This is a genomic window from Pseudomonas sp. RL_105y_Pfl2_101 (assembly GCF_963970585.1).
Classification (GTDB): domain Bacteria; phylum Pseudomonadota; class Gammaproteobacteria; order Pseudomonadales; family Pseudomonadaceae; genus Aquipseudomonas.
In genome coordinates this window covers 13,687-34,161 of record NZ_CAXAPG010000031.1, presented here as the reverse complement: position 1 = coordinate 34,161, position 20,475 = coordinate 13,687, and the positions used below count along the sequence as shown (strand labels likewise).

The following is a 20,475-nucleotide window of genomic DNA, read 5'->3' as shown; positions in this document are numbered from 1 at the left end:
TCGCTCCCACAGGAGTCCGGGCGTTAGCCTGGGCTCAGGTATTACTTCTTGGCGACGCTGCCGCCTTCTTGCAGACCCAGGTCAGCCAGTGCCTTGGCGGCGACTTTGGCTGGCAGCGGAATGTAACCGTCCTTGACCACGACTTCCTGGCCTTGCTTGGACAGGACCAGCTTCACGAACTCGGCTTCCAGCGGGGCCAGAGGTTTGTTCGGTGCTTTGTTGACGTAAACGTAGAGGAAGCGCGACAGCGGGTACTTGCCGTTCAGGGCGTTTTCTTCACTGTCTTCAACGAACTCAGTGCTGCCTTTCTTGGCCAGGGCCACGGTCTTCACGCTGGCGGTCTTGTAGCCGATGCCCGAGTAACCAACGCCGTTCAGCGAAGAGCTGATCGACTGCACGACCGAAGCCGAGCCTGGTTGTTCGTTGACGTTTGGCTTGTAGTCGCCTTTGCACAGGGCTTCTTCCTTGAAGTAGCCATAGGTGCCGGATACCGAGTTACGACCGAACAGCTGAACCGGCTTGTTGGCCAGGTCGCCGGTCACACCCAGGTCGCCCCAGGTTTTCACGTCGGCTTTAGCGCCGCACAGACGAGTCGACGAGAAGATCGCATCGACCTGTTCCATGGTCAGGTGCTGGATCGGGTTGTCCTTGTGCACGAATACCGCCAGGGCGTCCACGGCAACCGGGATGGCGGTAGGCTTGTAACCGTATTTGGTTTCGAAAGCCTGCAGCTCGTTATCCTTCATCTTGCGGCTCATCGGGCCCAGGTTGGAGGTGCCTTCGGTGAGCGCCGGTGGCGCGGTGGAGGAGCCGGCGGCCTGAATCTGGATGTTTACGTTCGGGTATTCTTTCTTGTAGTTCTCGGCCCACAAGGTCATCAGGTTGGCCAGGGTATCGGAGCCGACGCTGGACAGGTTGCCCGACACACCGGTGGTCTTGGTGTAGCTCGGGATCGCAGGGTCTACAGCGGCAACCGCATTGGCAGTTGCAACGCCAGCAGCGACAAACGTCATTGCCGCCATCAAACGCTTCAGTTTCATGCCTTACTCCTAGCAGATAGGGTGTGTTAAGTCGGCCAAGTATCGGTAAGCCGTGTGAACACTCTATGGCTGAAATATGACAATTGGATGAAAGGCCAGTATCGAGTTCTACACGATGATTCGTGGCGCTCTCCATCGCGAGCAAGCTTGCTCGCGATGAGGCCAGTGCAGCCAGTGAGCGATTCGGACCTAGCGCCCCTTCTTCCAAAGATACCCACCCACCACAATCCCGATCCCGCAGATGGCCGCCACGTAATATGCCGGCCCCATCGAGCTCTCTTTCAACAGCAGGGTCACGATCATCGGCGTCAACCCGCCGAAGATTGCATAGGCCAGGTTGTAGGAGAACGACAGGCCGCTGAAGCGCACCACGGCCGGGAAGGCATTGACCATGACATAAGGTACCGCGCCGATGGTACCTACCAGCAAGCCACTCAAGGCATACAGTGGGAACAACCATTCGGGGTGGTCGAACAGGCAGTGGTAGAAGGTCCAGAAGGTGATCAACAGCAAACCACTGCCGAAGACAAACACCCGGCCAGCACCAAAACGGTCGGCCAGCACACCTGCACCGATGCAACCGAAACTCAGGAACACGATCGCCAGGCTGTTGGCCTGCAACGCGGTGGTCGGACTGAAGTGGTACACCGTCTGCAGCACGGTCGGTGTCATCAGGATGACCACAATGACGCCGGCCGACAGCAGCCAGGTCAGCAGCATGGAAATGGCGATGGCGCCGCGATGATCACGCAGCACGGCCCGCAGCGGCACTTCCTCGGCCAGGGCCTTGCGCAGTTGCAGCTCGGCGAACACCGGGGTTTCGTGCAACCAGCGGCGCAGGTACACCGAAAACAGCCCGAACACGCCACCCAGCAGGAACGGAATCCGCCAGGCGTAATCGGCCACTTCCACCGACGTATATAGGCTATTGATGGCCGTGGCGACCAGCGAACCCAACAGAATCCCCGCCGTCAGGCCGCAGGTCAGCGTGCCGCAGGCATAGCCAATATGGCGCCTCGGAACGTGTTCGGAAACGAATACCCAGGCGCCCGGCACTTCCCCGCCAATGGCCGCGCCCTGGATCACGCGCATCAGCAACAGCAGGATGGGCGCCCACATGCCGATCTGTGCATAAGTGGGCAGCAGGCCCATGATCAGGGTCGGCACGGCCATCATGAAAATGCTCAGGGTGAACATCTTCTTGCGCCCCAGCAGATCGCCGAAGTGGGCCATGACGATCCCGCCCAGCGGCCGGGCCAGGTAACCGGCGGCAAAAATGCCGAACGTCTGCATCAAGCGCAGCCATTCGGGCATTTCGGCAGGGAAGAACAATTTGCCGACCACGGTGGCAAAGAACACGAAAATGATGAAATCGTAGAACTCCAGCGCACCGCCCAGGGCAGAAAGCGACAGCGTCTTGTAATCGTTGCGGGTCAATGGACGTGCGGATTGTGCGGGCGTCGCCGTGCTCGAAGGCGCAGTGGTCATGGCAAGGGCTTCTCTTATAGTGGGTTCTGCAACCCTGCCAACACGGGTTGGGGGCCTGGGCAGGTCCGGCACGATAGCAAATTGTTCGAAAAAGCACATAGAGGTGCGTATTTGATAGTCAAAATCAGAACCGAGTGGTCGTCTCGACGTCTATCGCCCGATATACTCGCAACCTTGCAGTACTCTGTAAGGGGTTGCTGTGCGAAAACGTCGTTGGTGGCGTAGTACCAAAACCAGCCGGTTTCGCAGAGTTTCCCTTTGGCACGCCTTTACGAAAAACGTGACGAACGCAGTATGTTCGGGCTGAATCGTTTTTTACAAAGACGGCTATTCACCTGAAGTACAAGACAGCGTTACGGGTCAGAGGCACCCCCGGCATGATAGAGCTCGAACAAGAAGATCCAATCCCGCAAGGCGACCTGGCCCTGCAAATCACCGCGCTCCCTCGCGAGACCAACGGCTTCGGCGATATTTTCGGCGGCTGGCTGGTGTCCCAGATGGACCTGGCCGGCACCGCCATGGCCAGCAAAGTGGCGGGCGGACGCGTGGCCACCGTGGCGATCGATCGCATGGCGTTCCTGGTGCCGGTGGCGGTGGGTGCGCAGTTGTCGTTCTATACCCAGGCGCTGGAAATCGGCCGCAGCTCGATCCAGATGATGGTCGAGGTCTGGAGCGACGACCCGCTGTCCAGTGAATGGCGCAAGGTGACCGAGGCGGTATTTGTCTTCGTCGCCATCGACGGCAGCGGTCGCACCCGCTCGGTTCCGCCGCGCGCCCGTTAAACACGGCGACCGTTTTGCGGTCCATTGCAGTCCCTGTTCCCGAGCGAGATTTGCAACATGCCTACGCCCAACGTCGAAGCCGTCAAACTGGATGAACTGAACGCTTGGCGCATCCGCCACGGTCAGGCCGAGTTGCTGGTGGCCCAACAAGGCGCACATATCCTCAGTTATCAAGTGGACGGCCAGCCGCCGCTGATCTGGCTCAACGACCAGGCCACGTTCAAGGCCGGCAAGAGCATCCGCGCAGGCGTGCCGGTGTGCTGGCCGTGGTTCGGCAACCTGACACGCAACCCCGACAGCGTCCAGGCCATGCGCGTGAGCAACGACCCGGCCACCGCCCACGGCCTGGTCCGGACGATGGATTGGGCGTTGAAGGGCATTGAAGTCGAAGGCGAAAGCCTCAAGGTGGAATTCGTGTTGCCCTACTCCGAGAACGGCCTCCCGGGCTGGCCTCACCAGGTCGACCTGACGCTGGCCATCGTGATGGACGAGCAACTGCACATCCGCCTCACCAGCCATAACCGTGGCAGCGAAACCGTCGCCCTCAGCCAGGCGCTGCACAGCTACTTTGCCGTGAGCGACGTACGTAACGTGCAGGTCGAAGGTGTGGATGGCTTGAGCTACATCGAGACCCTGGATGGCTGGAAAACCGTCACCCAGGCCGGCGACCTGCACTTTGCTGGCGAGACCGACCGCATCTACCTCGATACCCCGCCAAAGCTGAGCATTATTGACCCGCACTGGCAACGACGGATCGAGCTGACCAGCAGCGGTTCGCGCTCGGCGGTGATCTGGAACCCCTGGACCGAACGCGCCCAGACCTTCAGCGACATGGCCGACGACGGCTGGCAGCGCATGCTGTGCATCGAGACCGCGAACGTGCTGGACGATGTGGTGACGTTACTGCCGCAGGCCAGCCATACCCTCGGTGTGAGCCTCTGCAGCAAGCCGCTCTAACACACCCTGAAAAACCCCATGTGGGAGCGAGCAGGCTCGCTCCCAACAGTGGACTCGTACCAGACCTACAAATCCGCCTCCTGCACCACGCGCGCCTTCTCCGCCTCCAGCGCATACGCCGCACTCGCCAGATCATTGTCGACCTTTTCGATTTTCAACGTGCCCGTCACCCAGAGCGGTGTATAGATGTCGTCCAGCTTCAGACCCTTGCGATAGCGCACCAGCACCAACTGATTAGGCGGCGGTGGCGGAACGTGGATGCAGGCGCCGGGGTAAGGCACCAGGAAAAACAGCGAGCTGCGGCCCTTGGCGTCGGTTTCCAGCGGCACCGGATAACCGCCGATGCGGATGCGCTTATCGTTCATCGCCGCCACGGTCCTGGTCGAATACATCACCGCCGGCAAGCCCTTGCTTTGCTTCAGGCCACCTTTTTCGGTGAAGGTGCCGCTGGCTTCCGGGGAGTCGTGGTCAATCTCGGGCATGGCCTCGAGGGCTTTCTGGTCCGACTTGGGCATCAGTTCGAGCCAGTCGGTTTCCGGCAGTTCGCCAGCATGGGCTAGGCCACTGCCCAGCAGAAGAAGGGTCAACAAGAGACGGCGCATGAAAGGGCTCGGCAATGAGTGGAAAGTGAAACGCCGAGCATTCTAGCCCCCTCTGCTCGCCACGCGGAGGGGGCCTTGATGCAATGGGATCAGTTTCTTTTGATCAGGCCGTAAATCACCAGTAACACGATCGCGCCCACCAGGGCCCCGATGAAACTAGCACCTTGGCCGGCATGGTAGATGCCCAGGGCCTGACCGCCGTAAGTGGCTGCCAACGAACCGCCGATGCCGAGCAGGATGGTCATGATCCAGCCCATGCTGTCATCGCCCGGTTTCAGGAAGCGTGCCAGCAGGCCAACGATCAAGCCGATAAAAATGGTTCCGATGATTCCCATGGCATTGCCCTCTGGTTGGAGGGCGATGCCAAAGCCTGGACAGACTTTGGCACTTAGCCATGAGAGAGGTTCGCCGACGAATGGTTCCACCGACGCTGCGGATTATTGCTCGGCGATCAGCGCCTCGACCTTGATGATCTGCTGGGCCAGCGTTGCCCGGTCCGCGCAACGCAGGTTGGCGTGACCGACCTTGCGTCCAGCCTTGAACGCCTTGCCATAGTGATGCAAATGGCAGTCAGCGATCGACAGGACTTTTTCGCTGTCCGGGACCTTGCCGATGAAGTTGAGCATCGCGCTCTCACCGACCTTGGCGGTCGACCCCAGCGGCAGCCCAGCCACCGCCCGCAGGTGGTTTTCGAACTGGCTGCACTCGGCGCCTTCGGTGGTCCAGTGCCCGGAGTTGTGTACCCGAGGTGCGATTTCGTTGGCCTTGAGGCCGCCGTCCACTTCAAAGAACTCGAACGCCATCACGCCGACATAGTCGAGCTGCTTGAGCACCCGACTCGAATAGTCCTCGGCCAGGGCCTGCAATGGATGATCGGTGCTGGCCACGGACAACTTGAGGATGCCGTCCTGGTGGGTGTTGTGCACCAGCGGGTAGAAGCGGATTTCACCGTCACGGGCGCGTACGGCGATCAGCGAAACTTCCCCGGTGAACGGCACGAAGCCTTCCAGCAGGCAGGCCACGCTGCCAAGTTCGGCAAACGTGCCAACCACGTCTTCAGGCTTGCGCAGGACTTTCTGGCCCTTGCCGTCATAACCCAGGGTGCGGGTCTTGAGCACGGCGGGCAGGCCGATGGCCGCGACTGCGACGTCCAGGTCGGCCTGGGACTGAATGTCGGCGAAGGCCGGCGTGGGGATGCCCAGGTCCTTGAACAGGTTCTTTTCGAACCAGCGGTCACGGGCGATCCGCAAGGCTTCGGCGCTCGGGAAGACCGGGACGAACTGGGACAGGAAGGCCACGGTTTCGGCCGGGACGCTTTCGAACTCGAAGGTCACCAGGTCGACTTCATCGGCCAATTGGCGCAGGTGATCCTGGTCGCCGTAGTCGGCCCGCAGGTGTTCACCCAGTGCCGCGGCGCAGGCGTCCGGCGCCGGGTCCAGGAAAGCGAAGTTCATCCCCAGCGGTGTACCTGCCAGGGCCAACATGCGACCCAACTGGCCGCCACCGATTACACCGATCTTCATTCGTCAACAACCTCAGGCAATGCGTGGGTCTGGATTGTCCAGGACGCTGTCTGTCTGCTCAGCGCGGAATTTTTTCAGCACGGTATGAAACTGTGGGTGCTTGGCACCCAGGATGCTCGCCGACAGCAGGGCTGCGTTGATCGCGCCAGCCTTGCCGATGGCCAGCGTCGCGACCGGGATGCCGGCCGGCATCTGCACGATCGACAGCAACGAATCGACGCCCGAGAGCATCGCAGACTGGACCGGCACGCCCAGCACCGGCAGGTGGGTCTTGGCCGCACACATGCCTGGCAAATGGGCGGCGCCACCGGCACCAGCGATGATGACCTCGATGCCACGCGCCTCGGCCTCTTCGGCGTACTGGAACAGCAGGTCCGGGGTACGGTGGGCGGAGACCACTTTCACCTCGTAAGGGATGCCGAGCTTTTCCAGCATATCGGCGGTGTGGCTAAGGGTGGACCAATCGGACTTGGAGCCCATGATCACGCCAACCAGTGCACTCATCGTCGTGCCTCTTCTCTCTGGGCGCCCGCAGGCGCGTCAAAAAACAACAAGCCACGCAGGAAACCGGCGTGGCTTGTTGTACGAATTATGGCCGGGCGAACCGACCGAAGGCCGGGCAGTATACCGAAAATGGTGCGTTAAACGCACTTTCGCCGACCATCTGTCGTTTGGGGTGAAGTGGCGGCTTTATTGACTCTCAGGTCAGCGAACCATCACCACAACCCCTTGTGGAGCGGGCTTGCTCACGAAGGCGGTGGGTCAGCCAAGATGAGGGCGACTGGCACACCGCCTTCGCGAGCAAGCCCGCTCACACAAAGGGTTCTGCGTTGTTTTCAAGATCCGTTGGCACCCTGCGCTACACCACCTTCGAGCTTGCGCCACAACAACCGCACATTGGCCTTGCGCACCAGGGCGCAGCGGTACAGGCGGATCTCCAATGGCACGTGCCATTGCGAGCCGCCGCAGATCACCAGTTCGCCCCGGGCCAGTTCGGCGCGTACGCTCAGGTGCGGCACCCAGGCGATGCCCAGGCCTTCCAGGGCCATGCTTTTGAGGCTATCGGCCATGGCCGTCTCGTAGATCGTGGTAAAACGCAGCGCCCGCTGGCGCAACAACTGGTTGACCGAACGCCCGAGGAAGGCCCCGGCGCTGTAGGCCAGCAGCGGCACGCTGGCCTCACCTTCAAGGTCGAACAGCGGGTTGCCGTTGGCATCGGCGGCGCACACCGGCAGCATTTCAGTCTGCCCCAGGTGCAGCGATGGGAAGATCTCCGGGTCCATCTGCATCGCCGAATCCGGATCGTAGAAGGCCAGCATCAGGTCGCACCCCCCTTCACGCAAGGCGTGGACGGCGTCGCCGACGTTGGTGGCCACCAGCCGCGTGGCGATGTTCATTCCTTCGTTGCGCAGTTGCGCGATCCAGCGCGGAAAAAAGCCCAGCGCCAGGGAGTGAGCAGCGGCCACTTGTATGACTTCGCCCTGCCCGCCTTCCAGGTGATGCAAATGGCGCAACACTTCACCCAGTTGCTCGACCACCGTGCGCGCCGTCACCAGGAACAACTGCCCCGCCGCCGTCAGTTCGACGGGTGTGCGTGAACGGTTGACCAAGGTCAGCCCCAGCGCCGCCTCGAGGCTGCGGATTCGCCGGCTGAAGGCCGGTTGCGTCACAAAACGCCGCTCGGCCGCCTGGGAGAAACTGCGGGTAGCGGCCAGGGCACTGAAGTCCTCAAGCCATTTGCTTTCAAGATTCATCACGTCTCCCTTACACGCACCAAAACAGGTCACACGTTCGTCGCACCGCCGACGTCACGCCAACATTATGCCGAATATGCATAGGCCAGTGCTTAACAGCATTGGCCCTATTTTTTTCGAGAGCCTAGGATTCGCAGCGTTCCGGCTCAGACCGGGTTCTTATCGAGATGATTTCCATCATGTCCTCCGCTGCATCCTTCCGCACAGAAAAAGACCTGCTTGGCGTACTCGAAGTACCAGCGCAAGCGTATTACGGCATCCAGACCCTGCGAGCGGTAAACAACTTCCGTCTCTCCGGCGTCCCGATCTCGCATTACCCTAAGCTGGTGGTCGGTCTGGCAATGGTCAAACAGGCCGCCGCTGACGCCAACCGCGAACTGGGCCAGCTCAGCGAAGCCAAGCACGCCGCCATCAGTGAAGCCTGTGCACGATTGATCCGCGGCGATTTCCACGAAGAATTCGTGGTGGACATGATCCAGGGCGGCGCCGGCACGTCGACCAACATGAATGCCAACGAAGTCATCGCCAACATCGCGCTGGAGGCCATGGGCCACCAGAAAGGCGAGTACCAGTACCTGCACCCCAACAACGACGTGAACATGGCGCAGTCCACCAACGACGCCTACCCAACCGCGATCCGCCTGGGTTTGCTGCTGGGTCACGACGCCTTGCTGGCCAGCCTCGACAGCCTGATCCAGGCGTTCGCGGCCAAGGGTGAAGCATTCAGCCACGTCCTGAAAATGGGTCGCACCCAGTTGCAAGACGCCGTGCCGATGACCCTCGGCCAGGAATTCCGCGCCTTCGCCACCACCCTGAGCGAAGACTTGGCGCGCCTGAAAACCCTGGCGCCTGAACTGCTCACCGAAGTGAACCTGGGCGGCACCGCCATCGGCACCGGCATCAACGCCGACCCGCGCTACCAGGCCCTGGCCGTGCAGCGCCTGGCGACCATCAGCGGCCAGCCGCTGGTTCCGGCCGCCGACCTGATCGAAGCCACTTCCGACATGGGCGCCTTCGTGCTGTTCTCCGGCATGCTCAAGCGTACCGCGGTCAAGTTGTCGAAGATCTGCAACGACCTGCGCCTGCTGTCCAGCGGCCCACGCACCGGCATCAACGAAATCAACCTGCCGGCCCGCCAGCCAGGCAGTTCGATCATGCCCGGCAAGGTCAACCCGGTGATCCCGGAAGCGGTCAACCAGGTGGCATTCCAGATCATCGGCAACGACCTGGCCCTGACCATCGCGGCCGAAGGCGGTCAATTGCAACTGAACGTGATGGAGCCGTTGATCGCCTTCAAGATCTTCGACTCGATCCGCCTGCTGCAACGGGCCATGGACATGCTGCGCGAGCACTGCATCGTCGGCATCACCGCCAACGAAGCACGCTGCCGCGAACTGGTCGAGCACTCGATCGGCCTGGTCACCGCCCTGAACCCGTACATCGGCTATGAAAACGCCACCCGCATCGCCCGTGTTGCCCTGGAAAGTGGCCGCGGCGTGCTGGAACTGGTGCGCGAAGAAGGCTTGCTCGACGACGCCATGCTCGACGACATCCTGCGCCCGGAAAACATGATTGCTCCGCGTCTGGTCCCGCTCAAAGCGTGATCGACACGACCACCGCTCACCAGGTCGAGGGACTAGACACCTCTCACCTTTTGAGGGCTTGGGGATCTTCCCCAAGCCCTTTTTTTAATTGATAGCAGCAAAGGATGACTGAACCTGTGGGAAGGAACCTGCTCGTGATAAACAACGACGCGCTGCCCGTTGTAAACCGCGTCGCCAGTCAACGCGAGCAGGCTCGCCCCCACAATAACCTGACCAAAAGGCCAGGTGTTTCAAAGGGTTCGTTTCGTCGGACGCACCACAACTGTGCAGACGGGCACCGCACTGATAGGTATAGTGCCGCCCCTCTTCGCATGAGTGGTCGTCTGCAGCGGACCCCTTAAACATGCGAAAACCGAACTAATAACAAACCCGCGAAAATGGACCGGGACGAAACATCGCCTCAACTGTTGGGCCGCGCGCCGACCGATGTAACGCGATGTTTCCAAATGGCCAGCATTTGCTTAAACAAAAAACAGCGAGGAATACTCATGCTTGAAGTCATCAACGACTTCCTCTCAGGGAAAGTGCTGATTGCGCTCATCGTCGGGCTCGGGAGCTACTTCACGATCCGCTCGCGTTTCGTCCAGTTCCGTCACTTCTTTCATATGTTCGCGGTGTTCCGTGACAGCCTGAAGGCCAGTGCTGGCCAGCTCAGTTCTTTCCAAGCCTTGATGCTCAGCCTGGCCGGTCGTGTCGGCGCGGGTAACATCGCCGGTGTCGGCATCGCCGTGACCCTCGGTGGTCCTGGTGCGGTGTTCTGGATGTGGGTGACCGCTCTGGTCGGCATGTCCAGCAGCTTCTTCGAGTGCTCCCTCGGCCAGCTCTACAAGCGCTGCGACTCCGAAGGCCAGTTCCGTGGCGGCCCGTCCTATTACATCCAGCACGGCCTGCAAAAGCGCTGGTTGGGCATGATCATGGCGGTCCTGCTGCTGGTCACCTTCGGCTTCGCCTTCAACGGCCTGCAAGCCCACGCCGTCACCCATTCCCTGAACAACGCCTTCGGCTTCGACACCACCTACACCGGCCTGGGCCTGGCGGTACTGTTGGGCCTGGTGTTCATCGGCGGGATCAAGCGCATCGCCAAGGTGGCCGACCTGCTGGTACCGGTCAAGACCCTGGCGTACATCGGCGTGACCCTCTACGTGATCGTGCTGCAGTTCGAACATGTACCGGAGATGCTGGCGACCATCGTCAGAAGCGCCTTCGGTCTGGACCAGGCCTTTGGCGGCCTGATCGGCAGCGCCATCGTCATGGGCGTCAAGCGTGGCGTGTTCGCCAACGAAGCCGGCCTGGGCAGCGCGCCTAACGTGGCCGCCGTCGCGTCGGTCGAGCACCCGGTAGCCCAGGGCGTAGTACAGGCGTTCAGCGTATTCCTGGACACCTTCCTGATCTGCACCTGCACCGCGCTGCTGATCCTGCTGTCGGGCTTCTACACCCCAGGCTTCGAAGGCGACGGCATTGCCCTGACCCAGAACGCCCTGGCGGCCGTCGTGGGTGACTGGGGACGGATATTCATCTCCGTGGCCCTGTCCTTGTTTGTGTTCACCTCGATCCTCTACAACTACTATCTGGGCGAGAACAACCTGCGCTTCATGCTGGGTGAAAACCGCAAGGCCCTGATCGCCTACCGTGCGCTGGTCCTGGTCCTGATTTTCTGGGGCGCCATCGAAAACCTCGGCACCGTGTTCGCCTTCGCCGACATCACCATGACGCTGCTGGCGTTCGTGAACCTGATCGCGCTGTTCCTGCTGTTCAAGGTCGGCATGCGCATCCTGCGTGACTACGATGAGCAACGTTCGGCTGGCATCAAGACCCCTGTCTTTGACTCCAGCAAGTTCCCGGACCTGGATCTGGACCGCAAGGCTTGGCCTGCCAACCCAGCGGCACCGGTTGCCAAACCTGACGCCGCTGTTGCTGGCCTGACCGCAGCGCAACGCTGATCGGTAAAGCTGTTTGGAAAGAACCGGGCGCATCCCCTGCGCCCGGCGTGACACAGCCTAAGGTCGGCGTCATGCTCGACCTTATGTTGTGGCAGCTAACCCAAGCTGCCGTTTTCGTCCTCGGAGAACAACCCCATGAATGGCTTGACCTACCCTGCCGCCCAGCACGTCATGGTGCTCTATACCGGCGGCACCATCGGCATGCAGGCCAGCGCCCACGGCCTGGCCCCGGCATCCGGTTTCGAAGCGCGGATGCGTGATTACCTGCACAGCCAACCCGAACTCGTCGTGCCGCAATGGCGCTTCCGGGAAATGTCGCCGCTGATCGACAGCGCCAACATGACCCCGGCTTACTGGCAGCAACTGCGCGAAGCGGTGGTTGATGCCGTGGACGTGCAAGGCTGCGACAGCGTGTTGATCCTGCACGGCACCGACACCCTGGCCTACAGCGCCGCGGCGATGAGTTTCCAACTGCTGGGCTTGCATGCGCGGGTCTGCTTCACCGGTTCCATGCTGCCCGCCGGCGTGACCGACAGCGACGCCTGGGAAAACCTCAGCGGCGCGCTGGTCGCCCTCGGCCAAGGCCTGGCGCCGGGCGTGCACCTGTACTTCCACGGTGAACTGCTGGCGCCGACCCGTTGCGCGAAGGTGCGTAGCTTCGGTCGCCACCCGTTCAAGCGCCTGGAACGCCAGGGCGGCGGCACCCAGGTGTCCTCCCTGCCGGCGCAGTTGAATTACAACCAGCCCAAGCAACTGGCGAACATCGCGGCGCTGCCGTTGTTTCCCGGCATCAGCGCCGAGATCCTGGATGGCCTGCTGGGCAGCGGCCTCCAGGGCCTGGTGCTGGAATGTTACGGCAGCGGCACCGGGCCGAGCGATAACCCGGCCTTCCTCGCCAGCCTCGAGCGGGCGCGGGACAGCGGCGTGGTGGTCGTGGCGGTGACCCAATGCCACGAAGGGGGCGTCGAGCTGGATGTCTATGAAGCTGGCAGCCGCTTGCGGGGTGTCGGGGTGTTGTCTGGCGGTGGCATGACCCGCGAAGCCGCGTTCGGCAAGCTGCAGGCCTTGATTGGCGCGGGGCTGCCGGTGGAAGAAGTTCGGCGGCTGGTAGAGCTGGACCTGTGTGGCGAGCTGAGCTGACACCCGACAAACCCTGTGGGAGTTTTTGCTCCCACAGGCTCGCACATTGGATGCTGTGCTGACCTTCCGATGTTCACCCGGCATGTAACTTGCTCCGTTTCCAGCCTTCCCCAGGCTGGAAACGGACATGCTTCATTCCCACCTCACCACCCTCAACGCCGTCTCCCTGGTGCTGAGCACCTTCAAGAACCAAGGGCTATCCAGTGAGGCATTGCTCGCCGGCAGCGGCATCAGCACGGCGGACCTGAGCCGGGCCGATACGCGTATCACCACCAACCAGGAGATGCAGGTCTGCGCCAACGCCGTCGCCCTCAAGCGCGACATCGGCCTGGAGCTGGGCCTGCGCATGCACGTTTCGTCCTACGGCATGCTCGGCTATGCGCTGCTGACCAGTGCCACCTTAGGTGACGCCTTGCGCCTGGCGCTGCACTATCCGGCGCTATTGGGAACACTCTTCGAGCTGAACCTGGACGATGACGGCCAGTGCATCTGGTTCAGCGCCAGCGATTATCGGGAGAGCCCGGCCCTGGCGGCGTTCAATGCCGAGTTCTGCATGGTTTCGTTGAAGATCATCTGTAACGACCTCCTTGGCCATGCACTGCCCTTGCACGCTGCGCGCTTCGAACATCCGGCCCCCGATTACCAGGCGCGCTACGCCGCGCTCTTCGATTGCCCGGTGCGCTTCGACAGCGTCGATAACGCGTTCGCCTTCGAGCGCCACTGGCTCGACCAACCCTTGCCCCTGGCCGACCCCATCACCCATCACGCCATGGCTGAGCGCTGCCGCCGACAAAACACCGAGTTCACCGGACGCCAGGCCTGGCTGGGTCGGATCCGCCAGTTGCTCGACACCCAACTGGACGCCGCCCCCGGGCTGGAAGGCCTGGCCGAACAAATGAACTGCTCGGCCCGCACCTTGCGGCGCCACCTCAAGGACCTGGGCTGCAGCTACCAGGAACTGCTGGACGAACTGCGCTTCGAACGGGCCAAGCAGATGCTCTGCGAGGACCAATTGCCGATCTACCGAATCGCCGAACGACTGGGCTTCAGTGAAACCGCCAGCTTCCGTCATGCCTTCGTGCGCTGGAGCGGGGTGGCGCCCAGCCAGTTCAGGGCCTGACGCCCTGTGGGAGCAAGGCTTGCCCGCGATGGCAATATGACTAACCCCGCAAAAACGCCTGATGCAACGCATCCACCGTCTCGAAGTGATACGCCGGGGCCTCGGCGCTGAGTTCTTCATGGCTGCCAAACCCATACCCCACCGCCGCCGCATCCAAGCCATTGCTGCGGGCGCCGATCAGGTCGTGTTTGCGGTCACCGATCATTAGGGTGCTGGCCGGGTCGAGGCCTTCTTCGGCCAGCAGGTGGGCGATCAGCTCGACTTTATTGGAGCGGGTGCCGTCCAGTTCGCTGCCGTAGATCACCTTGAAGTGCCGGGCGAAGTCGAAGTGGCGGGCGATTTCCCGGGCGAAGACCCAGGGTTTGGAGGTGGCTATGTACAACTGGCGCCCTTGGCCGCCCAAGGTTTCCAGCAACGGCATCACGCCATCAAAGACGCGGTTTTCATACAGCCCAGTGACCTTAAAGCGTTCGCGATAGAAATTCACCGCCTCCCAGGCCTTCGCTTCGTCGAAGTCATAAAACTGCATGAAGGCCTGCAACAGCGGCGGGCCGATGAAAGGCTCGAGGCGGGTCAGGTCGGGTTCGTCGATGCCCAGTTTGCTCAAGGCGAATTGGATCGAACGGGTGATGCCCTCGCGGGGGTCAGTGAGGGTGCCGTCGAGGTCGAACAGTACGGTTGGGTAATGCATGAACTTTCCTGGAAGTGGCGGGGCGATTCAGTCCTGGTCGTAGCCTTCGGCCAGATGCAGGTCCTTGAGCTTCACGTAGTTCGCCGCGCTGTAGGTGAAGAAGGCGCGCTCCTTGTCCGTCAGCGGCCGGGCCTGCTTCACCGGGCTGCCCACATACAAAAAACCGCTTTCCAGACGCTTGCCCGGCGGTACCAGGCTGCCGGCACCGATGATCACATCGTCTTCGACCACCGCGCCGTCCATGACGATGCTGCCCATGCCGATCAGGACCCGGCTGCCCACGGAGCAACCATGGAGCATGACCTTGTGGGCGACGGTCACGTCGTCGCCGATCAGCAACGGGAAACCCTCGGGGTTAAAGGGGCCGGCGTGGGTGATGTGCAGCACACAACCATCCTGGACGCTGGTACGCGCACCGATACGGATGCGGTGCATGTCACCGCGAATGACTGTCAGCGGCCAGACGGAGCTGTCTTCGCCGATTTCAACGTCGCCGATCACCACTGCGGTGCTGTCGACAAAAGCGCCACGGGCTAGCCGCGGGCGGTGGTTCTGGTACGTGCGAAGGGTCACGATAGGCTCTCTCTTATCCGGTGATAGGCGCTGCTAGCTGCGGTGAACGTCGATTGTAATTAAGATGGGCCCATGTTTCTTCCAGCCAAGGTGTCGACCGTGAGCGTGAACAACCCTCTTTTACAGCCCTATGACCTGCCGCCATTCTCGGCGATCCGTGCCGAGCACGTGCAACCGGCCATCGAGCAGATCCTGGCTGACAACCGCGCCGCCATCACCGAACTCCTCAAGACCCAAGTCCAGCAGCCTACCTGGGCCGGCCTGGTCTTGGCGATGGACGAGCTCAATGATCGCCTGGGCGCTGCCTGGAGCCCGGTCAGCCATTTGAACGCGGTGCGCAACAGCCCTGAACTGCGCGAAGCCTACGAGGCCTGCCTGCCGGCGCTGAGTGCCTACTCCACCGAACTGGGCCAGAACCGCGAGCTGTTCCAGGCCTTTGAAGCCCTGGCGAACAGCCCTGAAGCCGCCGACTTCGACGTCGCGCAGAAAACCATCCTGGAACATTCCCTGCGTGACTTCCGCCTGTCGGGTATCGACCTGCCGCCCGAGCAGCAGAAGCGCTATGCCGAGGTACAGAGCAAACTGTCCGAGCTGGGCAGCCGCTTCTCCAATCAACTGCTGGACGCGACTCAGGCCTGGACCAAGCACGTCACCTTTGAGGCCGCCCTCGCCGGCCTGACCGACTCGGCCAAGGCACAAATGGCCGCCGCTGCCCAGGCCAAAGAGCTGGACGGCTGGCTGATCAACCTGGAGTTCCCCAGCTATTACGCAGTAATGACCTACGCCGAAGACCGCGCCCTGCGTGAAGAAGTCTACGCCGCCTACTGCACTCGCGCGTCGGACCAGGGCCCGAATGCCGACCAGAACGACAACGGCCCGGTGATGGAACAGATCCTCGACCTGCGCCAGGAGCTGGCCCAACTGCTCGGCTTCGCCAACTTCGCCGAGTTGAGCCTGGCCACCAAGATGGCCGAATCCAGCGATCAGGTCCTCAGTTTCCTGCGGGACCTGGCCAAGCGCAGCAAGCCATTCGCCGCCCTGGACCTGGAACAACTCAAGGCCTTCGCCGCCGAACAGGGCTGCCCCGACCTGCAAAGCTGGGACAGCGGTTTCTACGGTGAAAAACTGCGCCAGCAGCGTTACAGCGTGGCCCAGGAAGCGCTGCGTGCGTACTTCCCGATCGACAAGGTACTGGGCGGCCTGTTCGCCATCGTGCAACGCCTCTACGGCATCGAGATCGCCGAACTGAAAGGCTTCGACACCTGGCACCCGGACGTGCGCCTGTTCGAAATCAAGGAGAACGGCCAGCACGTCGGCCGCTTCTTCTTTGACCTCTACGCCCGCGCCAACAAGCGTGGCGGGGCCTGGATGGACGGCGCCCGCGACCGTCGTCGCACCATCGACGGCGTCCTGCAAAGCCCGGTGGCCAACCTGGTGTGCAACTTCACCCCGGCCGACAGTGGCAAACCGGCCCTGCTGACCCACGATGAAGTCACCACCCTGTTCCACGAATTCGGCCATGGCCTGCACCACCTGCTGACCCGCGTCGAACACGCCGGCGTGTCCGGCATCAACGGCGTGGCCTGGGATGCCGTGGAGCTGCCAAGCCAGTTCATGGAAAACTGGTGCTGGGAACCTGAAGGCCTGGCGCTGATTTCCGGCCACTACGAAACCGGCGAGCCGCTGCCCCAGGACCTGCTGGAAAAAATGCTCGCGGCGAAAAACTTCCAGTCCGGCCTGATGATGGTCCGCCAGCTGGAGTTCTCGCTGTTCGACTTCGAGCTGCACGCCACCCACGGCGACGGCCGTAGCGTGCTGCAAGTGCTCGAGGGCGTGCGCGACGAAGTGTCGGTCATGCGTCCACCGGCCTATAACCGCTTCCCCAACAGCTTCGCCCACATCTTCGCCGGCGGCTACGCGGCGGGTTACTACAGCTACAAATGGGCAGAAGTGTTGTCGGCCGATGCGTTCTCCAGGTTCGAAGAGGACGGCGTGCTCAACGCTGACACCGGGCGCGCCTTCCGTGAGGCGATCCTGGCGCGCGGTGGCTCGCAGGAGCCGATGGTGCTGTTCGTCGACTTCCGGGGCCGTGAGCCGTCGATTGACGCACTCTTGCGCCACAGCGGCCTGACCGAGGACGCGGCAGCATGAGCGAGGGACCTGTGATTACCAAAAAGCGCTTTATCGCCGGGGCGGTCTGCCCGGCCTGCAGCGAGCCGGACAAATTGATGATGTGGAACGAAGACGGCGTGCCGCACCGTGAATGTGTGGCCTGCGGTTATTGCGACACACTCAACGAGCAAGGCCTGTCGGTGCCCAAGGAATTGGGCACCCGGGTCAATACCTCGGCGCTCAAGGTGCCGGACGCCAAGGTCCAGGCCGTGCAGTTTTTCCCCAACCCCAAGTTGAAGAAAAAACCGACGGAATGATCCGGTATCACCTTCCGGGCCCCACGGCCCGGAAGCGATACATATATACCGCAGCGTCAAATCCCTTCCTCTTCAGACTGGCCTGACACGTCCAGATTGACAGGAAGTCTCCATGCGCCACGCCAGTAACCCACTGCTACAGCCCCATGTCCTGCCGCCCTTCTCAGAAATTCAAGCCGAACATTTCCCCCCCGCCCTCGACCAGATCATCGCCGAAAGCCGCGCTCAAGTGGCCGAGATCATCAGAACTCAAACGCCCTATCCCACTTGGGATGACTTGGTGCTGGCCATGGATGAAATCCATGCGCGGCTGAGAGGTTTCGGCTACGTGCTGGATCGCCTGGCCTCAACCTGGACCGCAGACGCCTGGGAGCAGGTTTCAGACGATTGTCGGGAACGACTGAATAATTTCCGCCGCACACTGAGTCAAAATCTCGAGTTGTCCCAGCTCTATCAACGCCTGGCTGACAGTCAGATAGCCGTGCATTTCTCACCCGCGAGAAAAAGAACGCTGGCTAAAATCCTGCGGCGGCTTCGCCCGAACTCACTCGCACCCGACGTACAAGCCGCTTTGAAAGATCTGAAACTGCGTATCCGTGGCGCCGAAATGTTGTTCATGAAGCATTTGGAAGAGGCCAACAAGGCCTGGAGCCAAACGTTCGACGATGAGGCTCGATTGCGGGGCTTGCCGCCGTTTTTCAAAGAGCAAATGGCCGAGCACGCACGTGAAAAAGGTCGCACAGGGTGGTTGTTGAAGCTGACGGACGAATCGTTTCGCATAGTCACTCGTTATGCTGAGGATCGCGTTCTGCGCGAGCAAATCTATATCGCTTATAGCCATCGCGCTTCGGATCAAGGACCAGATGCCGGCATCTTCGACAATGGCGAGGTACTGCGGCAGTTGCTCAAGGACCGTCATCAAACCGCCATCCTGCTGGGCTATTCGAATTACGCCCAATTGGCGATCGAGCCGGAGCAGGCACAGTCGCCGGAGCAGGTCATGTCGTTCCTGATGGAAAAGCTTGGGCGGCAACAACAGGTATTCGAGCAGGACGCCGACCAGTTAAAGACCTTCGCTGGACAGGAAGGCTTCGGCGAACTCCAGCCTTGGGATTATCAGTACTTGGCGGAAAAAATTCGTCGGCAAACGACAGGGGTTTCAGAACAGACGGCTAGCGCCTGGTTTGAGCTGAGATCAACTTTTTACCAATTGCTGCTGATCGCCCACGATCTGTTCGGCATCGATTTCACCGAGCGACAGGATCTGTCCACCTGGCATGCGCAGGTTCGCGTGTTTGAAATCCACGAGCGGGGCGATACCCTCGGATTTATTTATTTCGATCCATTTGAAAATGGAAGACTCAACGGTTATCCCCACACCTCCCCCCTGCGAAACCACCGCATCACGGCCGAGGGCCGACCGCGCTACCCCGTCGCGACGTTGCATGCCTGGTTGCCGCGCGGCTCCGATTCGAACCCGGTGCTGCTGGACCACCGGCACCTGAGCATCCTGTTTCATGAGTTCGGCCATTGCTTGCACCATGTCCTGAGTCGAGCGGACTATCGCGACATCTCGGGCATTTCCGAGCTGTCCCGGGACGCCGCTGAGTTTGCCGGAAACCTGCTGCAGCGCTGGTGCCTCTCCAGGCAATGCCTGCTCCGGATAGCCAGGCATCACCAGACCGGGGCTCCCCTGCCGGACCCTATTGCCGATCAGTTGTTGATGTACCTCACCACTCAAACCAGTTGGCAGAGCGCCAGGTCATTGCGCGATGCACTATTCGATATGGAGTTGCACCGCAGCCACGGCGATGGGCGCACAGCCCAGCAAGTGTTCGACCAGATCAGCGCACAAGTCGGGCATTTACCAGCATCCGCCAACGAGCGCTGGCCCAACGGTCTGGATTACATGGTCACCGGTTATGGCGCCGGCCTCTATGCTTACATCTGGTCGCAAGACTTGGCCGAGCGGGTGTTCCAGCGCTTCAAGCGTAATGGATTGTTCGAAAGGGCCACAGGCCGGGCGTTGCGCCAAGCGATATACGAAGCGGGTGACTCACGACCGTTGTCCGAATCCATCGCCGCGTTCATGCAGGCGACCGATCATCGTGCGGGTGCAAGGACCTGAGGATCGAGGTGACGCGTCGTCGTGGTCGAGTTGACCCAACTTTCCAGGGAGCACAGGGCAAAGACGCTGGTGCTGCAATCGCCATTCGCCAGCGCCACGCGGAGTTTGTCGACATCGGCCTGCATCATGTAGCGCACGCCGTCCTTGAAGTGATGACTGTCACCGAAGCCCCCTTCGGTCATTTCGTTCAAGGCATCCTCCTTGCTCCAGCCCTGCACCACCACCCGGTACATGGCGGCGACCAGGCCAGTGCGGTCCGAGCCGTGCTTGCAGTGCATCAGCACCGGTCCCTTGGCTTCGGCCGCCTGGACGGCGCGCAAAGCCTTGAGGATGTCGCTGTCATCGACATGATTGGTGCGATAGGGCAACTGCACTTGCTCGATGCCGGGGGTGGACAACCAGCGCTTGTCCGACTCCGGCAGGAAGTTGATCACCGTGCCGATCTTGAGTTTGGTCAGCAAGGGCAGCGCTGCGCCGTCCGGCAGGGAGCTGCGGTAGAGCGTCGCAGACATCTGGTAGAGGTTGTAGTCCTTTTCCACCGGCTGCGCCCATTCAGCGGGCCTCGCGTCAGGGGTATTGGCCGCTTGGGCGCGGATCTCGGCGAGCCCGATGAGCAGGGCCAGGCAGAGCAGTGAACGGGAACAGAGCTTGAGCATGCACGGACGACCGAAAACGAAGGAATGCGAGATCAACAGTTTCGGCTC

General features: G+C 61.5%; 19 protein-coding genes. 9 read left to right on the top strand and 10 right to left on the bottom strand.

Annotation, left to right across the window (positions count from 1 at the left end):
- Window positions 1–41: 41 nt before the first annotated feature.
- Together AACY31_RS23675 and AACY31_RS23670 are read right to left on the bottom strand one after the other, a co-directional pair.
- Window positions 42–1,040: a phosphate ABC transporter substrate-binding protein PstS gene (locus AACY31_RS23675; RefSeq protein ID WP_339482431.1), complete on the bottom strand. Its 999-nt coding sequence runs from the start codon at window positions 1,038–1,040 to the stop codon at window positions 42–44.
- A 189-nt stretch (window positions 1,041–1,229) separates the two neighbouring features.
- The gene (locus tag AACY31_RS23670; RefSeq protein ID WP_339482432.1) at window positions 1,230–2,528 is read right to left on the bottom strand and encodes an MFS transporter; all 1,299 of its coding nucleotides are present in this window, start codon (window positions 2,526–2,528) and stop codon (window positions 1,230–1,232) included.
- 377 nt (window positions 2,529–2,905) lie between these two features.
- Here AACY31_RS23670 and AACY31_RS23665 point away from each other — a divergent pair, with 377 nt between their 5' ends.
- Both AACY31_RS23665 and AACY31_RS23660 read left to right on the top strand, forming a co-directional pair.
- Complete coding sequence (locus AACY31_RS23665; RefSeq protein WP_003177184.1) at window positions 2,906–3,310, top strand: acyl-CoA thioesterase; 405 nt, start codon at window positions 2,906–2,908, stop codon at window positions 3,308–3,310.
- A 57-nt stretch (window positions 3,311–3,367) separates the two neighbouring features.
- The gene (locus tag AACY31_RS23660) at window positions 3,368–4,267 is read left to right on the top strand and encodes a D-hexose-6-phosphate mutarotase (RefSeq protein ID WP_339482433.1); all 900 of its coding nucleotides are present in this window, start codon (window positions 3,368–3,370) and stop codon (window positions 4,265–4,267) included.
- A gap of 65 nt (window positions 4,268–4,332) precedes the next feature.
- Here AACY31_RS23660 and AACY31_RS23655 read toward each other — a convergent pair whose 3' ends face one another.
- From AACY31_RS23655 to AACY31_RS23635, 5 genes are all read right to left on the bottom strand, one after another.
- Window positions 4,333–4,869, bottom strand: a complete 537-nt coding sequence (locus AACY31_RS23655) for a DUF3299 domain-containing protein (RefSeq protein WP_339505147.1) — start codon at window positions 4,867–4,869, stop codon at window positions 4,333–4,335.
- Between the two features lie 89 nt (window positions 4,870–4,958).
- On the bottom strand, window positions 4,959–5,204 hold the full coding sequence (locus AACY31_RS23650; RefSeq protein WP_339492534.1) for a GlsB/YeaQ/YmgE family stress response membrane protein: 246 nt from the start codon (window positions 5,202–5,204) through the stop codon (window positions 4,959–4,961).
- A gap of 102 nt (window positions 5,205–5,306) precedes the next feature.
- Entirely contained in the window at window positions 5,307–6,392 is a 1,086-nt protein-coding gene (locus AACY31_RS23645) for a 5-(carboxyamino)imidazole ribonucleotide synthase (protein WP_339505146.1), read from the bottom strand.
- 12 nt (window positions 6,393–6,404) lie between these two features.
- The gene (gene purE, locus AACY31_RS23640) at window positions 6,405–6,896 is read right to left on the bottom strand and encodes a 5-(carboxyamino)imidazole ribonucleotide mutase (protein ID WP_018604706.1); all 492 of its coding nucleotides are present in this window, start codon (window positions 6,894–6,896) and stop codon (window positions 6,405–6,407) included.
- Between the two features lie 332 nt (window positions 6,897–7,228).
- The gene (locus AACY31_RS23635) at window positions 7,229–8,146 is read right to left on the bottom strand and encodes a LysR substrate-binding domain-containing protein (protein WP_339482441.1); all 918 of its coding nucleotides are present in this window, start codon (window positions 8,144–8,146) and stop codon (window positions 7,229–7,231) included.
- A 179-nt stretch (window positions 8,147–8,325) separates the two neighbouring features.
- Between AACY31_RS23635 and aspA the strand changes: the two genes are divergently transcribed.
- The 4 genes from aspA (at window position 8,326) to AACY31_RS23615 (ending at window position 13,950) form a co-directional block, all read left to right on the top strand.
- A complete protein-coding gene (gene aspA / locus AACY31_RS23630) occupies window positions 8,326–9,750 on the top strand; it encodes an aspartate ammonia-lyase (RefSeq protein ID WP_339482442.1) in 1,425 nt (474 codons plus the stop codon).
- 488 nt (window positions 9,751–10,238) lie between these two features.
- Window positions 10,239–11,690: an alanine/glycine:cation symporter family protein gene (locus AACY31_RS23625; RefSeq protein WP_339482443.1), complete on the top strand. Its 1,452-nt coding sequence runs from the start codon at window positions 10,239–10,241 to the stop codon at window positions 11,688–11,690.
- Window positions 11,691–11,825: 135 nt separating this feature from the next.
- The gene (locus tag AACY31_RS23620; RefSeq protein WP_339505145.1) at window positions 11,826–12,830 is read left to right on the top strand and encodes an asparaginase; all 1,005 of its coding nucleotides are present in this window, start codon (window positions 11,826–11,828) and stop codon (window positions 12,828–12,830) included.
- 127 nt (window positions 12,831–12,957) lie between these two features.
- A complete protein-coding gene (locus tag AACY31_RS23615) occupies window positions 12,958–13,950 on the top strand; it encodes an AraC family transcriptional regulator (RefSeq protein ID WP_339482446.1) in 993 nt (330 codons plus the stop codon).
- Window positions 13,951–13,990: 40 nt separating this feature from the next.
- Here AACY31_RS23615 and AACY31_RS23610 read toward each other — a convergent pair whose 3' ends face one another.
- Complete coding sequence (locus tag AACY31_RS23610) at window positions 13,991–14,641, bottom strand: HAD family hydrolase (RefSeq protein WP_339492536.1); 651 nt, start codon at window positions 14,639–14,641, stop codon at window positions 13,991–13,993.
- A 27-nt stretch (window positions 14,642–14,668) separates the two neighbouring features.
- Window positions 14,669–15,214: a gamma carbonic anhydrase family protein gene (locus AACY31_RS23605; RefSeq protein WP_339482448.1), complete on the bottom strand. Its 546-nt coding sequence runs from the start codon at window positions 15,212–15,214 to the stop codon at window positions 14,669–14,671.
- Between the two features lie 99 nt (window positions 15,215–15,313).
- On the opposite strand from AACY31_RS23605, the gene prlC reads away from it, so the two are divergent.
- The 3 genes from prlC (at window position 15,314) to AACY31_RS23590 (ending at window position 19,771) form a co-directional block, all read left to right on the top strand.
- The gene (gene prlC, locus AACY31_RS23600) at window positions 15,314–17,365 is read left to right on the top strand and encodes an oligopeptidase A (RefSeq protein WP_339505144.1); all 2,052 of its coding nucleotides are present in this window, start codon (window positions 15,314–15,316) and stop codon (window positions 17,363–17,365) included.
- The gene (locus AACY31_RS23595) at window positions 17,362–17,643 is read left to right on the top strand and encodes a YheV family putative zinc ribbon protein (RefSeq protein WP_339482451.1); all 282 of its coding nucleotides are present in this window, start codon (window positions 17,362–17,364) and stop codon (window positions 17,641–17,643) included. The genes prlC and AACY31_RS23595 overlap by 4 nt, the downstream gene beginning before the upstream one ends.
- Before the next feature lie 112 nt (window positions 17,644–17,755).
- On the top strand, window positions 17,756–19,771 hold the full coding sequence (locus AACY31_RS23590) for a M3 family metallopeptidase (RefSeq protein ID WP_339482453.1): 2,016 nt from the start codon (window positions 17,756–17,758) through the stop codon (window positions 19,769–19,771).
- On the opposite strand, the gene AACY31_RS23585 is transcribed toward AACY31_RS23590, so the two are convergent.
- The gene (locus AACY31_RS23585; RefSeq protein ID WP_339505143.1) at window positions 19,747–20,427 is read right to left on the bottom strand and encodes a dual specificity protein phosphatase family protein; all 681 of its coding nucleotides are present in this window, start codon (window positions 20,425–20,427) and stop codon (window positions 19,747–19,749) included. The two genes, AACY31_RS23590 and AACY31_RS23585, sit on opposite strands and share 25 nt — an antisense overlap.
- Window positions 20,428–20,475 lie beyond the last annotated feature (48 nt).